Raw genomic sequence first — 16,600 nt, forward strand, 5'->3', positions numbered from 1 at the left:
GAAGCAGAGGAGGCGTTCTATGCAAACCTGAACACACTCGATATGGTCGCCTGAAAAATGAACAAATCACCCTCCGGTAAACCCGGGGCGGTTCAAGAGAAAAGAAGCCGAAGAAAACCGCGAAGCTGCGCGTTTGTGGATTTCGGGGATTGAAGCAGCGAAGCGGCGTCTTGGCCTGCTGGCCGTCTATGACCTCTCGGCCACGCCATTCTTCCTTGCCGGATCGGGTTGGCCAGAAGGGGTGCTGTTTCCGTGGGTGGTCTCCGACTTCTCGCTGATGGACGCGATCGAATGTGGCATCGTGAAACTACCGCGCGTGCCGGTCGCGGACAATCTGCCGGGCCAGCCAGAGCCATTGTACCGCAACCTTTGGAAGGCCATCGGGAAGAAAATGCCCAAAAAGACCAAGGGCGCCCTTCCTGATCCGCAGAAGCTTCCGATGGAGCTGAAAACGGCCATCGATGCACTTTACGGCCATTATGAAAAGACGTTTGATCTATGGCAAAAGGAGCAGGTGGGCATCCCGCCGGTCTTCATCGTCGTATGCAACAACACCACCAACTCAGAACTGCTGCGCGACTATATCGCCGGATATGAGCGGGAGGATGCGGACGGCAATCTTGAAACGGTTCATGGCAAATGCGGGCTCTTCTCGAATTTCTCGACCGATGGGGAACGCCTGCCGCGCCCGCGCACGGTCCTGATCGACAGCGCCACACTGGAAGCCGGTGGCGACATCGACAAATCCTTCCGCGATGCCCATGCCGCCGAGATCGAGGCGTTTCGCCGCGAACAGGCCGAACGTGGCATGGCCAGCGACATCACCGACGCAGATGTGTTGCGCGAGGTGATGAACACCGTGGGCAAGCGGGGCCGCCTTGGCGAACAAGTGCGCTGCGTGGTGTCGGTCTCAATGCTCACCGAAGGCTGGGATGCCAATAATGTGACCCATATCCTCGGCCTGCGGGCCTTTGGCACCAAGCTGATCTGCGAGCAGGTGATTGGCCGCGCCCTGCGCCGCCTGTCCTATGATGTGGATGACGACGGCTTTTTCCGTACCGAATACGCCGATATCATGGGGATCGATGGGCTGAATTTCTCGGACGGGCCGCGTGTCGCCCCGCCGCAACCGCCGCGGGACATCATCGGTGTCCGCGCCGTCACCCCTGAACGTGACGCTCTCGAGATCACCTTTCCCCGTGTTCAAGGCTACACCGCAGATCTGCCGCCAGATCGGCTGGATGCTGATTTCTCCGGTCTGGAGCCTTACGTTCTAACCCCCGAAAAGGTGGCCGCCACGGTTGTCACCATGCAAGGCATCGTGGGTGCCACGGAAATCCTGACGCTCGATTACCTCAAAGCACAGCGCAACTCGACCATTGCCGCCAATATCGCCAAGCACATGATCTTCGAGAAGCTGCGCGACGCCAATGAAGCCCCGCGGATGCACCTGTTCCCTGCTGCCAAACGCATCGTCAACCAATGGCTGAACGAGGGGCATCTGGTCACCAAGGGCGGGACCATGCCAGCCCAACTTCTTTACCGCGAACTTGCGGATGAGGTCTGCGACATCATCTTCGGCGCATTGATCGACAAACCGGGGGGCGAGCGCATTCTGCGGGCGTTGCTTGATCCCTACAACCCTCTCGGCTCCACCCGCGATGTGAGTTTCAACACCTCCAAGACCACGCGATATCACCCGCGCCCAGACAAATCCCACATCAACTGGATCATCACCGACAGTGATTGGGAGGACAAACTCGCCGCGGAAATAGAACAACACCCGCGCGTGGTCGCCTATGCCAAGAACCACAATCTGGGCTTCGAGATCCCCTATCTGGTCGAAGGCTCACCCCGCGCCTACAGGCCCGATTTCCTGATCCGGCTGAACACGCCCGAACCCACCACCCTGATCGTCGAGGTCAAGGGCTTTCGTGGCCATGACGCCATGCTCAAGGCCGACACCGCCCGCAACAAATGGGTGCCTGCGATCAACCGCTTGGGTCGCTATGGCCGCTGGGGCTTTGCCGAGCTGCGATCCGTCCATGATTTTGGGCCGGAACTGGATGCCGCCATCACCGCCATGGTGCAGGTGGAACCGGCATGACCAGAAAATTCTTGAAATCCGGTATGGTTCATGACCACATGCAACACATCCGCCCCTTGGCAGTAAGCACCGTTCCTCGTGATCTTGGACAGTGCCGATCCCTTGGGGCTTTTTCTTTTGGGTGGCCCGCATGAGCCGGGTGGCCATTCTGATTGACGGGGGCTACCTGCTCAAACGCTTGGGCAGTGTCAGGCCAAAGACCGACACAACCGATGCCAATGCTGTCATCCGCGACATTGCCCGCCTGATCTCGTCGCATCTGCATCAGATCAACAAGGTGGCACGCGCCCCCCATCCGCGCAGCCTGCTGTATCGTGCCTTCTACTACGATGCCCGGCCTTATCTGGACAAAGGGCACCTGCCGATCAGCAAGCGCAGCATTGATTACGCCAAAACCGATATCGCCAAATTCCACACCGCCCTGCACGATAACCTGCGCCGCATGCCCAACATGGCCGTCCGTCTGGGCGAGGTGCGCCGCGATCCTGACAGCCTGTGGGAGTTGAAACCTGCCATCCTGCAAGCCCTGCTCAAGGGCAAGCGTGACTTTGCCACGCTGACCGACGCCGATTTCCGCCCCACCTTTCGCCAAAAGGCCGTGGATATGCGCATCGGGCTGGATATCGCCTCGATCACCCTGAAACGGCAGGCCGACACCATTGTTCTGGTCGCGGGCGACAGTGATTTCGTGCCCGCCGCGAAGCTGGCCCGCCGCGAAGGGGTAAAGATCGTCCTTGATCCGCTGTGGCGGCAGGTCGATCCGGGATTGTTTGAACATATTGACGGGCTGTTCAGCGGGTTCAAGAACCCTGCACGCCCCCTGCCCTTGCCAGAGGAAGACCAATGACCGACCGCAAAACCCCGATCGACCCGATCACCCATCCCGGCACCCGCGCCAATATCCCCACGCCCGAACTCGCGCCTATGATGGACCCGAACGACGCAAAGCCGATCAAGGCCGCCTACGCCCTGCGCAACCCCGATCTGGACCCGCAGATCATCTGGCGCGGCAAGGATATCGATCAGGCCGCCGTCACCGTCGATGCGCCGCCCATCTACCTGCAAGAGCAGGTCCACCCCAAGGCCATTATCGAAGACCTGCGCGCGGGCAACAAACGCAATGGCGAAGGTGGGGGCGCAAGCCTCTTTGACCATTTCGGCATCACCGATGAGGACCGCGAGGCCGAGGTGGAGTTCTACCGCCATTCCACCCGCTGGTCGAACCGGATGATCCTGGGCGACGGGTTGCAGGTGATGGCGTCACTGGCCGAGCGTGAGGGGCTGAAGGGCCAGGTGCAGGCGATCTATATCGACCCGCCCTATGGGATCAAATTCAACAGTAACTTCCAGTGGTCCACCACGTCCCGCGATGTGAAGGATGGCAATCTGGATCACCTGACGCGGGAACCCGAACAGGTGAAGGCGTTTCGCGACACATGGCGCGATGGCATCCATTCCTATCTGCAATATCTGCGCGACCGTCTGGTGGTGGCGCGGGAATTGCTGACCGAGAGCGGGTCATGCTTTGTCCAGATCGGGGATGAGAATGTCCACCGCGTGCGGGCGCTGATGGATGAGGTGTTCGGGGAGGAGAATTTTGTTTCAGAGATCACCGTGCAGAAAACGGGGGGGCAGCCCGGGTTACACATAGCAAATGCCTCAGATTTCATCCTTTATTACGGAAAAAACAAATCTCAGATCAAGTTTCGTCGTCAATTCCGTGAAAAGGTCCAAGGTGTTGGCGCTGGATCTGGAGCGCGGTATTCGCAATCAAACGATGATGGCCGATACTTTCAATTAGACAATTTCACTTCCGCGCGTCCGCCAGGATACTTTCCGATTCAGGTCGAAGGTAGAGAGTTTTTCCCAGGAAAGCGCTATTGGACCACGGGTGAAATTGGTGCTCGCTTATTAACGAAAGCGGGCCGCCTTTCGCCTGCAACAACAACGCTTCGCTACCGGCGTTTCATCGACGATTTTCCTGCCTATCAGATTACGAACCTTTGGACCGATACAGCCGGCGCTGGTGGACGCGTTTATGTTGTGCAAACCTCAGAGACCGTTATACAACGCTGCCTCCTCATGGCCACCGATCCCGGCGATCTGGTGCTCGATCCCACCTGCGGCTCTGGCACCACCGCTTATGTCGCCGAACAATGGGGCCGCCGCTGGATCACGATTGACACATCCCGCGTGGCGCTGGCCCTTGCCCGCGCCCGCATCATGGGCGCGAAATACCCGTGGTATATTCTGGCCGACAGCGCGGATGGGCAGCGGAAAGAGGCCGAGGTGACACGCTCCAGCCCCGCCACCACGCCAACCTATAACGATATCCGCCACGGTTTCGTCTATGAGCGCGTGCCCCATATCACCCTGAAATCCATCGCCAACAACACCGAAATCGACACGATCTGGGACAACCTGCAACCGGCAGTCGAGGACGCCCGCGCGGCGCTGAACGCAGCCCTACGCGGCCACCAAACCCCGTTCGAAGTGCAAACCGGCGGCCGCAAAGGCGCGGAAATCGACTTCACCGCAACGGGAGAGGTTGAACTGCCCAGCGGCGAGATGGCCCCGGCAAACGGCTTCATGGAATGGGAAATCCCCCGCGACGCGCCGGACGGCTGGCCGCAGGCCGCCAAGGAGGCGCTGGCGCAATTCTGGGAAGCCCGCATCGCCCGCCAACGCGAGATTGACGCCAGCATCGCGGCGAAGGCCGAGTTCGAATTCCTCTATGACAAACCGTTCGAGGATAAAAAACGCATCCGCGTGGCGGGGCCGTTCACCGTGGAAAGCCTGTCGCCCCACCGCACCCAAGCCGTGAATGAATATGGCGAATTGATCGACGAACATGACGCCGCCCAAGGCGCCCGCAAAGGTGCGACCGAGGCCGAGAATTACCGCGAGGCGATGCTGGAGAACCTGCGCAAGGCCGGTGTGCAGCAATCAGGCCGCGAGGACGCGATCCATTTCACCAGCCTCGTGCCATGGGCCGGTGACTGGATCAGCGCCGAGGCCCGCTACATGGAAGGCGAGGTCGAGCGCCGCGCAGGCGTCTTCATCGGCCCCGAATACGGCACCGTGCAACGCGCCGATCTGGTCGCCTGCGCGCGCGAGGCCGCAGATGCGGGGTTTGACATCGTCATCGCCTGCGCTTTCAACTTCGATGCGCACACCGCCGAGTTCCGCAAACTGGGGAGGTTGCCGATCCTGCATGCCCGCATGAACCCCGATCTGCACATGGCCGGCGATCTGAAAGCAGGGGGCGGCAACCTGTTCGTGGTGTTTGGTGAGCCGGATATCGAACTGCGCGAAGAAGGCGGCATGTATCGGGTCGAGCTGCGCGGGGTGGATATCTTCAAACCCGCGACAGGGCAGGTGGTGGCGTCAGAGCCCGATGACATCGCCTGCTGGTTCATCGATACGGATTATAATGAGGAGTCATTCTTCGTCCGCCACGCCTATTTTCCGGGGGCCGAGGTGCCTTACAAGCAGTTGAAGACGACGCTTAAGGGTGAGGTGGATCAAGAGGCATGGGATAGTCTGAAACACACGGTGTCGCGGCCCTTCGCGCGGCCGAAATCAGGGCGGATCGCGGTAAAGGTGATAAACCATCTGGGGGATGAAGTTATGAAGGTGATGGGGGTTTGAGAGGAAGGAACCAGAATGACACAGAAAGGCGGGATGAATGGTGTTCACCAAGTTCATTTTTGGGGCGCGAAAGATCGTGAGCAGACCATTGAAGAGAGGGAGTATGTAGGAACGTTGCCAACAAAACTCACAGAGGCTCGATTGGAAGCCCTCAAAAGAACTCAGTTAATTCATGCATTTTATGCAAATGCTCCAGATACTAGGAAACTCGGGAAAGCAAAGCGTGAGCAGGTGATTGACCGTTTTTTGAAGAGCAAAAGATGGCAGAGAATTGCCGAAAGAATCCTTGAAGAATGACCTTCCGCATCGCTGACACCTTCTCTGATGCCCTCGCGCGTCTGACTACGCAGGAGCAGAAAGCCGTCAAGACCGCCGCTTTCGATCTGCAAATGAACCCTGCCAGCCCGGGCCTGTCGATGCACCGCGTGGACCGCGCCCGCGACAAGGGGTTCTGGACCGCGCGTGTGAACAGCGACATCCGGTTGGTGCTGCACAAACAGGGGGGTGATACGCTGCTGGCCTGGGTCGGTCATCACGACGATGCCTATGCTTGGGCTGAAAGTCGCCGGATCGACACCCACCCGCGCACGGGGGCGGCGCAGATCGTTGAAATCCGCGAGACTGTGCAAGAGGTGGTGATCCAGCGTTACGTCGAAGAAGCGATCCGCCTGCCACGTCTGTTTCAGGGTGAAAGCGATGACAGCCTGTTGTCCTGGGGTGTGCCCGAGGATTGGCTGGACATTGTGCGGGACGCGACCGAAGACACGGTTCTGGATATTGCCAGCCACCTGCCCGCCGAAGCTGCCGAAGCCATCCTGCAAGCCGCCACAGGCACACGCCCCACTCCTGTGCTGGTTGCGGCTGGCATAGATCCCTTTGCCCACCCCGATGCTGGCCGCCGTTTCCGCGTGATGGAAAACGTCGAGGAGTTGCGTGCGGCGCTGGAGGCCCCATGGGAGCGCTGGACCGTCTATCTTCACCCCGCCCAGCGCGAATATGTCGAGCGCGATTTCAATGGCCCGGCGCGTGTGATCGGGTCTGCCGGGACCGGTAAGACGGTTGTTGCACTGCACCGAGCCGTGCGACTGGCGCAGGACCCCAAGGCGCGGGTTCTGCTGACGACATTTAATTCGCGCTTGTCAGAAGCCTTGGCGCGCAAGCTGCCATTGCTGGCAACTGAAGACCTGCGCGCGCGTATTCATGTTGCGGCCTTAGCCGATGTGATCCGTGACCTGCATCAGCAAGCATTTGGGCCGACCGCGTTGGTTACTGAAGAAAATCTGTCAGAACTGCTGGGACAGGCAGTCGCCAAGACAGGTGCGCCGTTGTCTGTCGATTTCCTGCGAGACGAGTGGTCCTTGATTGTTGATGCTTGGAATGTGCGCGATTGGGAGAGCTATCGTGATCTGCCGCGACTGGGCCGCAAGGTCCGATTGCCTGCTGCGCGCAGAGAGGCTGCATGGTCTGTGTTTTCTGCTCTGCGCACAGCCCTCGCTGCGCACAACCTCAAGACTGAGGCGCAGTTGGCACATGAACTGGCTGGCACAGAAGCGCTGCCGTTTTCACATGCTGTGATTGATGAGGCGCAGGACATCTCTGTGCCGGAACTCCTGCTTCTCGGGCGTGTGTTGGGCGCCGTGGAGAACGGACTATTTTTTGCGGGCGATATTGGCCAAAGGATTTTTCGCGCGCCATTTCCGTGGGGCGCAACCGGAGTGGAGATCCGGGGAAGATCTCGGAGCCTGAAGGTGAATTACCGCACATCGCATCAGATCCGGCGTTGCAGTGACAACCTGTTGCCCGAAACATTGGTGGAACCTGATGGCAGTGAAGAAAACCGACTGGGCGTCACATCGGTTTTTGAGGGAGCCGTGCCCAGGATCGGCAAGTTTGCGAATCGGACGGATGAAATCGCTGCACTTCAGGCTTGGATTGGCAAACTTCAATCTCAAGGCGTCGATGCGGCTGATATTATGGTTTTGGTGCGCACCCCGGCCTTGGCTGACGCACTTGCGCCAATGATCGATGCCAAGATCATGCCGATGCATGATGCCAAAGGTGCTGAATACCGTGCTGTCGCGGTCATTGCCCTTGATCAGGATATTGTGCCGCTTGCCGAGCGCTTGCTGACTGCACAGGATGAAGGACAACTTGACGAGATACTGAATACAGATCGCCACCTGCTCTACGTCGCCGCGTCGCGTGCAAGGGATTTCCTTTGGCTTTCTGGTGTACACCCAGTGTCGGAATTTCTTGAGGACCTTTTTGAAAGTAGCTCAAATGTTTGAATTATCACCAAACTCTGCATGGTAGATGTGCAGCCAAAGATATGTGCCTTGACTGAAGTTGTGCAATGACCGTCACGGACTGGACAGAAGTCACCAACCACCTAGATGCACTCTATGCCGCGTCCGAGGGGTTGGAGACGATCTTCGCGGGCCGCAAATTCACCCTCGATGGTCATCTGGTCGGTAGCATCGGCGAGGTGGTCGCGGCCTATATGTTCGGGCTTGAGCTGATGCCCGCCTCGACCCTCGGCCATGACGCTATGGCCCCGGATGGGCGGCGGGTGGAAATAAAACTGACCCAGGGCAAATCCGTCGCCCTGCGCCATGCCCCCGAACATCTGATCGCCCTGCATCGCCCCAAGGGTGGCCCTGTAAGAGTGGTGTATAACGGCCCCGGCGGGGTGGTCTGGGATGCCTGCGGAAAACCCCAGAAGAACGGCCAGCGCCCCATTTCCCTTACGCGGCTGCGCGCATTGAATGCCGCACTGACAGATGCCGCGCGCCTGCCGCTATTGCGAGAGCCACCTGTTTGAGGGGCTAAGGATTATCATTTCAAAACAGGAATTTCCGATGACATCAGGATTGCCCGACAACAGGTCGATGTGGATGCGCGCGTTCTACGGCTTTGGCCCCGAACATGACGGCTATGTCGGCTGGACCAAGCCAGCCGGACGCGACCGCATCCTGCGCGAGATCAGCGATGGGGATCTGATTCTGATCTATGGCTCTGGGTCCGCCGAGACCGAGAAGACGCTGCGATCGTATGTGCTGGGCTTTGTGCAGGTCGATGCACGACCGATCATGGATGTTGACAAGGCATCGCCCGACGCGCTGAAGCGCAAGGCAGATCGGGGTTGGAAGGATCGCTGGACATTCGGCATTCCGGTGCGCCGTGCATGGCGGACTGATGAAAAGCTGATGATCCGCGATATTGCCTTCCGGACCTACCGGCCCGAGGCAGGGCAAGGCCTTGGTGTCTGGGGGGCAGCCCTTGACCCGGACGAGATTGCTCAGGCGTTGAAGATCCGGGTGAGTGAGGTCAATGTCTGGAGGGAACCGCCTGTGTTGGACGGGGTGGTCAAATCGGCCTTCGGGACAGTCTGGACACCGTCAATAGCATTTCCGGGATCATCGGGCACCCGCACATCAATCTATGAAGATGGAGAGACTTTCCTCTATCTGGCGCGATTCGACGGAGATGGTCACGCGCTTGTTGGCAGATCAAAGGGTTTCGGGAAATCCCCTGCGTTGGTCAAGATCGGGGTGTCGAATGACCTGGTGGCGCGATGCGCTCAGCTCAATTCCGGATTTCCACCGGGCGGGGCAGGGAAGTGGGTGATCCATCTGCAAGGATCATTCCCGGACAGGCAGCAAGCCGAGTTTGCCGAGCAATTCTTCAAGGACAATCGAGGGCGACTGGAAAGTCTGGGAGGCGAGTTCTTCTGGGGTGACCGTGGAGATGCAGAGAGTGCCTTTGCAAGGGTGCCGAATGTTTCGCGATTCTCGAGAAAGCTGGGTTGATGGGCTTCGACAATCAATGGGCGCTGACGTGCTGCCCCGTCATAAGATCACGACGCTATCGCGTGTCTTTGGTCAATCAAGCGGAATACCTCACATGGGAACAATCATGGGATCGCAAAAGCATCATACGTATTTTTTGAATTGAATCATATACTTAACTGCTTGCGTTGGCGGAGAGACAGGGATTCGAACCCTGGGTCCCCGTGAAGGGACAACGGTTTTCGAGACCGCCCCGTTCGACCACTCCGGCACCTCTCCGCGGTCGGGTGGGAATTACTTGCTCAGCCGCGCCAGCGCAAGAGGAAAATCCATGGCAATCCTTTGCCGAAACGCGGGAAAGTGTTTTGGCCCCGCCCCGCTCTTGCCCTATCCTGAACACTGCTGGTTGACCGAGAGGCGAAGATGCTGAGAGCGATGCGTATTGCGGTGTTGGGGCTTGTGCTGGGGGTGGTCGCGATCACTGCGCGCGCCAGCGAGTTGTCCGACAGCTATTTGTTGCCGGAATTGTTCGACATCATGGCCGAGGAAGGGCGCAGCGCGACCCTGTCCGACCCGACCGTGCCGCAAGACGCCGCAGGCCGGGCCAGTTGGGAGCGCGCGATCGGCGTGATCTACAATGCCGACCGGATGCATGACGATTTCGTCGTCGCGCTGGAGGCACGTCTGGACGAAGACACGCGGCGCGAGGCCTTGGCATTTGCCCAAAGCGCGTTGGGCCGCCGGGTGCTGCAACTCGAGGTTTCAGCCCGGCGCGCGCTTTTGTCCGAAGAAATCGACGACGCCGCCCGTATCGCGCTGGAAGAGGCGCGCGATGCGCCGCGGAGCACCCCGCAGGCCCGCGCGCTGGCGCTTGTGCAAGAGCGTATCGCCGTCAATGACCTGATCGAGCTGAATGTCTCGCTGGGGCTGAACACGTCGCTGGCCTATTACAACGGCATGGCCGAAGCGGGCTGGATGGCAGGCATGGCCGGCGCGGATCTGTTATCATTGGTCTGGGCGCAGGAAGGGGCCATTCGCAGCGATGTGACCGATTGGGCCGAGTCCTACTTCTTGCTGGCCTATCAGCCGCTGTCGGAGAGCGAGATGAACGACTACATCGCCCATGCCGCAAGCCCGGCGGGCGACGCGTTCAACCGCGCCATGTTCCATGCTTTCGACGAGGTCTTTGTCGAGATCTCGCGCCGGGTGGGCGTGGCCATGGCACAGCAGATGCAGCAAGACACGCTTTAGAGCGCGCCGCGCTCCAGCCGGTCGGCCAGTTTTTCCAGCATGGTCAGGCAAGCCGCAAGCTGATCCAGCGACAGGAATTCGTCGGGCTTATGCGCCTGCGCTATGTCGCCCGGGCCGCAGATGACCGACGGGATACCGATCTCTTGAAACAGCCCCGCCTCGGTGCCGAAGGGCACCAGCCCCGCGCGGTTGGCGCCGGTCAACTCCATCACCAGCCGCGTGGCGGGGCTAGCGGGGTCGGGCATCAAGCCCACGACCTCGGCAATGGTTTCGGTCTCTATCGCGGCATCGGGGTAAACCGCGCGCATCTTCGGCAGCAGCGCGTCCCGCAGCGCGGCCAGCTCGGTTTTGACGAAGGCCGCGTCTTCGGGGGTGACAGGCCGCATTTCCCATTCCATGCGCGCGGCACCGGGGATGACGTTATGCGCCACGCCCCCCGAAAGCAGCCCGATATTGATGGTCGAATGCGGCGGCACGAATGCGCTGGATTGCGGGGCGCGGGCTTTCAATGCCTCGCGCAGCGCCACCAGCTTTTGCGCCCAGATCGCGGCATATTCGACCGCGTTCACCCCCAGATCGGGGCTGGACCCGTGGCCCTCCAGCCCGGTGAAGCGGGTGGTGTATTCGAAACAGCCCTTGTGCCCCTCGACCGGCTGCATCATCGACGGTTCGCCAATGATCGCGGCGGCGGGCTTGATCCCGCTTGCCGTCAGGGATTGCGTCAAGGCCTGCGCGCCGAAGCAGCCCACTTCCTCGTCATAGGTAAAAGCGAAATGCACCGGCACTTTCAGGTCACGCGCGGCGAATACGGGCGCCATGGCGATGCAGGCCGCGACAAAGCCCTTCATGTCACAGGTGCCGCGCCCGTAAAGCCGCCCGTCCCGTTCGGCCATCGCAAATGGATCGCTCGTCCATGGCTGCCCTTCGACCGGCACAACATCCGTGTGCCCCGACAGGATAACCCCACCCGTACCATCCGGGCCAATGGTTGCAAACAGGTTCAGCTTGGCCCCCGTCGCGTCCGGCTCCAGCCAATAGCGCACCCCGGAAGCGTCCAAAAGCGCCGCGATATGCTCTGTCACCGCCCGGTTACCATCGGCCGAGATGGACGGGAAAGCTACCAATTCGGCCAAGATCTGCTTTGTGCGGGTCAGGATGTCGGACATGGGCGCTCCGTTTCCGATATGGCTAGCGCGCGCGCGCCTGCCGTGCAAGAACCGGGTTGAACCCCTGCCCCGCAAGCCCACCTATGGGGCAGACAAAGGATCGCTGCCCATGCCGCATAACAACACGAACATGCCCACCGAACGCCCCGATGTGCTGACCCGTCCCAAGCTGGAAGGGGGCAAGCGCTTTCGCATGGCCAGCCCCTTCCAGCCCGCGGGCGACCAGCCCACGGCAATTGCCGAACTGGCCCAAGGGGTGCGCGAGGGCGAGCGCAACCAGGTGCTGCTGGGCGCAACCGGCACCGGCAAGACCTACACCATGGCCAAGATCATAGAGGAGACGCAGCGCCCCGCGATCATCCTTGCCCCGAACAAGACCCTGGCCGCGCAGCTATACGGCGAGTTCAAGGGCTTTTTCCCCGACAATGCCGTCGAGTATTTCGTCAGCTATTACGACTATTACCAGCCAGAGGCCTATGTGCCGCGCTCTGACACCTTCATCGAGAAGGAAAGCCAGATCAACGAACAGATCGACCGGATGCGCCACTCGGCCACCCGCGCGCTGCTGGAACGCGATGATGTGATTATCGTGGCCTCTGTGTCGTGTATCTACGGCATCGGCTCTGTCGAGACCTATTCGGCCATGACCCAAGACATGAAGGTGGGCGAGGTCTATGACCCCCGCAAGGTCATGTCGGAACTAGTCGCGCAAGCCTATCGGCGCAACGATGCGGCGTTCCAGCGTGGCAGTTTCCGCGTGCGTGGCGATGTGATCGAACTTTGGCCCGCCCACCTTGAGGACCGCGCCTGGCGGTTGTCCTTTTTCGGCGAAGAGTTGGAAGCGATCACCGAATTCGACCCGCTGACCGGGGCCAAGACCGACACGTTCGAGCAGATCCGCATCTATGCCAACAGCCACTACGTCACCCCACGCCCCACGATGCAGCAGGCGACAAAGGGCATAAAGCTGGAATTGCAGCAACGGCTGGATCAATTCGTGGCCGAGGGGAAACTGCTGGAAGCGCAGCGGTTGGAGCAGCGCACGAAATTCGATCTGGAAATGCTGGAAGCGACGGGTGTGTGTAACGGGATCGAGAATTATTCGCGTTACCTGACGGGCCGCGCGCCGGGCGAGCCGCCGCCCACCCTGTTCGAATTCATCCCCGACAATGCGATCGTGTTTGCCGATGAGAGCCACGTCTCTGTGCCACAGATCGGCGGCATGTATCGGGGCGACTACCGGCGCAAGTTCACGCTGGCCGAACACGGGTTCCGCCTGCCAAGCTGCATGGACAATCGACCGCTGAAATTCGAGGAATGGGACGCCATGCGCCCGCAATCGGTGTTCGTATCGGCCACGCCAGCGGCATGGGAGCTGGATCAGGCTGGCGGCGTGTTCACCGAACAAGTCATCCGCCCGACGGGGCTGTTGGACCCCGAGGTCGAAATCCGCCCCGTCGCCACGCAGGTGGACGACCTTCTGGACGAAATCCGCAAGGTCGCGGCCAAGGATTTGCGCGTGCTCTGCACTGTGCTGACAAAGCGTATGGCCGAGGATCTGACGGAATACCTGCACGAACAAGGCATCCGCGTGCGCTACATGCATAGCGACATCGACACGATCGAGCGCATCGAAATCCTGCGCGATCTGAGGCTGGGCGCGTTCGATGTGCTGGTGGGGATCAACCTGTTGCGCGAAGGGCTGGATATTCCCGAATGCGGGCTTGTGGCGATCCTTGACGCCGACAAGGAAGGGTTCCTGCGCTCGGAAACCTCGCTTATCCAGACCATCGGGCGCGCGGCGCGCAACGCCGATGGCCGGGTTATCATGTATGCCGACCGCGTGACCGGCAGCATGGAACGTGCTCTGAACGAAACCAACCGCCGCCGCGAAAAGCAAATCGCCTATAATGAGACACATGGCATCACCCCCCAGACCGTGCGCAAGAATGTCGAGGATGTGCTGGCAGGCCTCTATCAGGGCGACACCGACATGGCGCGGGTCACGGCAAAGGTGGACAAGGTCAAACCCGGCGCGAATTTGCAGGCGCATCTGGAAGGGCTGAAAACCGACATGCGCAAGGCCGCCGAGAACCTGGAATTCGAGGAAGCCGCGCGCCTGCGGGACGAGATCAAACGGCTGGAAGCAGTGGAGCTTGCCATCGCCGACGACCCGCTCGCGCGGCAAACGGCCGTGGACGAGGCGGTCGACACTGCCGTGAAGCCGCGCTCTACCGCCGGGAAACCGGGGCAGCGCGGCGGCGTGAAACGGCGACGGCGGTAAGCGACGCCGTCACGGTTTAACCTGCCATTAACGCGTTTCGGGCAGCATTTGGGGATGCGGACCCCCAACTCTCCTCTTTCGCCCGAAATCTGGCTGCGCGACCTGTTCGCGTCAAAGGCCGTGCAACAAGGCGCGGTGATCCGGCGCAAGGCACGCGACATCGAACGCTATGTCGGGATGGACCTGTTCTTGCGAGAGATTGACAGGCGGGGGTATCAGGTGGCCGAGAATTCCGGGCAGATCATTATCTTCTGCAACCGCGCCCCGATCCAATGGCTGACGCCGATTTCTTCCCAAGAAATCGGCCCGAAACCTTTTCAAGGTTTCGCTTGCCCACGCACCCCAAGCGACCGGGCATAGAAAACCCCGCAGGCGGCACCATCCGCTGTAACCTTTTTGCGAGCATCTCTGGAAACTCGTATCTCCGCCCCCATTTATGTATGATGGCGTCGGGCCGGAACACCCGCGCCGCACTGTTACTGTCCCTCGTTCCGCACCTAGGCCCGGCGCCCGCGCCGGGCTTTTTTCTGTTGCACAGCCGCCTTTCGCGCGTCAGCATCGCGCAATGCAGCCTGCGTCCGACACCACACTGTGCAATGTCCTCACCGACACGCGCGTGATCGCGCTCGTCGGCTTCTCGGCAAATCCCGCGCGGCCCAGCCACGGGGTGGCGCGGTTCTTGGTGCGGAAGGGTTACAGGGTCATCCCTGTCAATCCCGGTCTTGCCGGGCAGCTTTTCGAGGGCGAGACAATCCGCGCCTCGCTCGCCGACTGCCCGCCAGATGTGGATCTGGTCGATATATTCCGCCGCTCCGAAGAGGTTGGCGGCGTGGTTGATGATGCGCTTGCGTATCTGCCGAATTTACGCACGATCTGGATGCAGTTGGGGGTTTTCGACCGGGACGCAGCCGCCCGCGCCGCGTCACGCGGTGTGACGGTGATCTGGGACAAATGTCCGGCAATAGAGCATCCGCGCCTGCTGGGCTAAACCGCAACCGCGCGCCCTGACCAGAAGCGCCACATCAGAAGCGCCCCCGCCGTGCCAAGCCCCACAACCAGCCCGATCCAGATACCCGGTGCGCCCCAGTCCAGCACCAGCCCAAAGACATAGCCCGCCGGAAAGCCGATGCCCCAATAGCTGAAAGCGGCAATCCACATCGGCACCTTGGTATCCTGCACCCCGCGCAACAAGCCCATGGCGACCACTTGCGCGCCATCCGCCAGTTGGAACAGCGCCGCGACCATCATCAGCACCGCGCCCAGCGCGATGATCTGATCGCGCGCGGGCTCGTCGGGCGACAGGAACAGTCCGATCAACTGGCCGCCAAACAGGACATAGATCACCATCGTGCCCAGCGCCAAACAGACAGAGGCGAAGATCGTGGCCCTCGCGCCCGCACGCAGCCCGTCCGTGTCCCCGCGCCCGCGCGCGCGACCGACCAAAACGGTGCCCGCGTTTGAAAACCCCATATGGATCATGAACATGGCGGCTGAAATCTCGACTGCGATCCCATGGGCGGCCAATTCCAGTGTCCCCAGTCGACCAACCAAAATGGCCACAGCGGAAAACAACGCGGTTTCCGCGATCAGCGCCACGCCGATGGGCCAGCCCAAGCGCCAGACCTGCCCCATCGCCTGCCAATCGGGGCGCCAAAGCCGCTGGAACAGCGTGTAGCGGCGCAACCCTTCCGAGCGCGCGCAATAGAGCGCCAGACCCGCCACGGTTGCCACCTGCACCCAGATAGAGGCATGGGCCGCCCCGCGCACACCCATTTCTGGAAAGCCCAGATTGCCGAAAATCAGCACCCAGTTCAGCGCGATATTCAGGAATACGGCCGACACGGTCAACCACAGCGCCACTTGCGTCCGGCCCAGCGCGGCAAGGTAGTTTTTCAGCACGGCCACAGCCAGCGCCGGGAAAAGCGCGATCCCCATCAGGCGCAGGTAGTCCTGCGCAAGCGGAATGACCTCTGGCGGCTGACCGAGCACTGACAGGATCGTGCCAGAGAACCAAAAGACCGGGTAGACCACCACCGCAAACCCTGCGGAGAGCCATAACCCCATGCGCGTGACGCGCCGCACATCCGTATCATCCGCCGATGCGCTAGCCGTCGCCACCAGCGGCATGACGGCATTGGCAAAGCCAAGCCCGAAGGTGAACAGCATGAAATAGACGGCGGCCCCGATCACGCTGGCGGCCAGATCGACCACGTCATACCAGCCCAGCATGACCGTGTCGGTCACGGCCAGCATGAATTGCGCGACATGGCTGCCCGCCAAGGGCAAGCCCAGCGCCAGAACGGCGCTCAAATCAGAGCGGAAGGAACGGGTCGCGGAGGTCATGCCCGATCCC

The 16,600-nt window shown here is 60.7% G+C and carries 12 protein-coding genes, 1 tRNA gene and 1 pseudogene; 11 read left to right on the forward strand and 3 right to left on the reverse strand.

From position 1 onward, the window contains the following. Positions 1-94 precede the first annotated feature (94 nt). The 7 genes and pseudogenes from J1C52_RS08865 to J1C52_RS08895 all read left to right on the forward strand — a co-directional run. Positions 95-2,107: pseudogene (locus tag J1C52_RS08865) on the forward strand (restriction endonuclease); the annotation flags it as partial. A gap of 130 nt (positions 2,108-2,237) precedes the next feature. Beyond that, on the forward strand, positions 2,238-2,954 hold the full coding sequence (locus tag J1C52_RS08870; RefSeq protein ID WP_227427585.1) for an NYN domain-containing protein: 717 nt from the start codon (positions 2,238-2,240) through the stop codon (positions 2,952-2,954). Beyond that, entirely contained in the window at positions 2,951-5,758 is a 2,808-nt protein-coding gene (locus J1C52_RS08875; RefSeq protein WP_227427586.1) for a site-specific DNA-methyltransferase, read from the forward strand. The genes J1C52_RS08870 and J1C52_RS08875 overlap by 4 nt, the downstream gene beginning before the upstream one ends. Before the next feature lie 15 nt (positions 5,759-5,773). Next, on the forward strand, positions 5,774-6,055 hold the full coding sequence (locus J1C52_RS08880; RefSeq protein ID WP_227427587.1) for a glutamine synthetase: 282 nt from the start codon (positions 5,774-5,776) through the stop codon (positions 6,053-6,055). Next, on the forward strand, positions 6,052-8,046 hold the full coding sequence (locus J1C52_RS08885) for a 3'-5' exonuclease (protein WP_227427588.1): 1,995 nt from the start codon (positions 6,052-6,054) through the stop codon (positions 8,044-8,046). Before J1C52_RS08880 ends, J1C52_RS08885 begins: the two co-directional genes overlap by 4 nt. A gap of 65 nt (positions 8,047-8,111) precedes the next feature. Continuing rightward, on the forward strand, positions 8,112-8,579 hold the full coding sequence (locus J1C52_RS08890; protein ID WP_227427589.1) for a DUF6998 domain-containing protein: 468 nt from the start codon (positions 8,112-8,114) through the stop codon (positions 8,577-8,579). Positions 8,580-8,616: 37 nt separating this feature from the next. Beyond that, entirely contained in the window at positions 8,617-9,567 is a 951-nt protein-coding gene (locus tag J1C52_RS08895) for a GIY-YIG nuclease family protein (protein WP_227427590.1), read from the forward strand. A 168-nt stretch (positions 9,568-9,735) separates the two neighbouring features. On the opposite strand, the gene J1C52_RS08900 is transcribed toward J1C52_RS08895, so the two are convergent. Then, positions 9,736-9,825: transfer RNA gene (locus tag J1C52_RS08900), tRNA-Ser, on the reverse strand. A 144-nt stretch (positions 9,826-9,969) separates the two neighbouring features. Between J1C52_RS08900 and J1C52_RS08905 the strand changes: the two genes are divergently transcribed. Next, positions 9,970-10,797: a DUF2059 domain-containing protein gene (locus tag J1C52_RS08905; RefSeq protein ID WP_227427591.1), complete on the forward strand. Its 828-nt coding sequence runs from the start codon at positions 9,970-9,972 to the stop codon at positions 10,795-10,797. Here the strand turns inward: J1C52_RS08905 and argE are convergent. Further along, a complete protein-coding gene (gene argE / locus J1C52_RS08910) occupies positions 10,794-11,963 on the reverse strand; it encodes an acetylornithine deacetylase (RefSeq protein ID WP_227427592.1) in 1,170 nt (389 codons plus the stop codon). The genes J1C52_RS08905 and argE overlap by 4 nt on opposite strands. Before the next feature lie 109 nt (positions 11,964-12,072). Between argE and uvrB the strand changes: the two genes are divergently transcribed. From uvrB to J1C52_RS08925, 3 genes are all read left to right on the forward strand, one after another. Further along, positions 12,073-14,247: an excinuclease ABC subunit UvrB gene (gene uvrB, locus J1C52_RS08915; protein ID WP_304621949.1), complete on the forward strand. Its 2,175-nt coding sequence runs from the start codon at positions 12,073-12,075 to the stop codon at positions 14,245-14,247. Positions 14,248-14,301: 54 nt separating this feature from the next. Continuing rightward, positions 14,302-14,607: an aspartate aminotransferase gene (locus tag J1C52_RS08920; protein WP_370633250.1), complete on the forward strand. Its 306-nt coding sequence runs from the start codon at positions 14,302-14,304 to the stop codon at positions 14,605-14,607. Between the two features lie 205 nt (positions 14,608-14,812). Beyond that, complete coding sequence (locus J1C52_RS08925) at positions 14,813-15,235, forward strand: CoA-binding protein (protein ID WP_227427593.1); 423 nt, start codon at positions 14,813-14,815, stop codon at positions 15,233-15,235. Here the strand turns inward: J1C52_RS08925 and J1C52_RS08930 are convergent. Further along, complete coding sequence (locus tag J1C52_RS08930; RefSeq protein ID WP_227427594.1) at positions 15,232-16,590, reverse strand: MATE family efflux transporter; 1,359 nt, start codon at positions 16,588-16,590, stop codon at positions 15,232-15,234. The genes J1C52_RS08925 and J1C52_RS08930 overlap by 4 nt on opposite strands. Positions 16,591-16,600 lie beyond the last annotated feature (10 nt).

The organism is Roseibaca sp. Y0-43, assembly GCF_020667835.1.
Lineage (GTDB): Bacteria > Pseudomonadota > Alphaproteobacteria > Rhodobacterales > Rhodobacteraceae > Roseinatronobacter.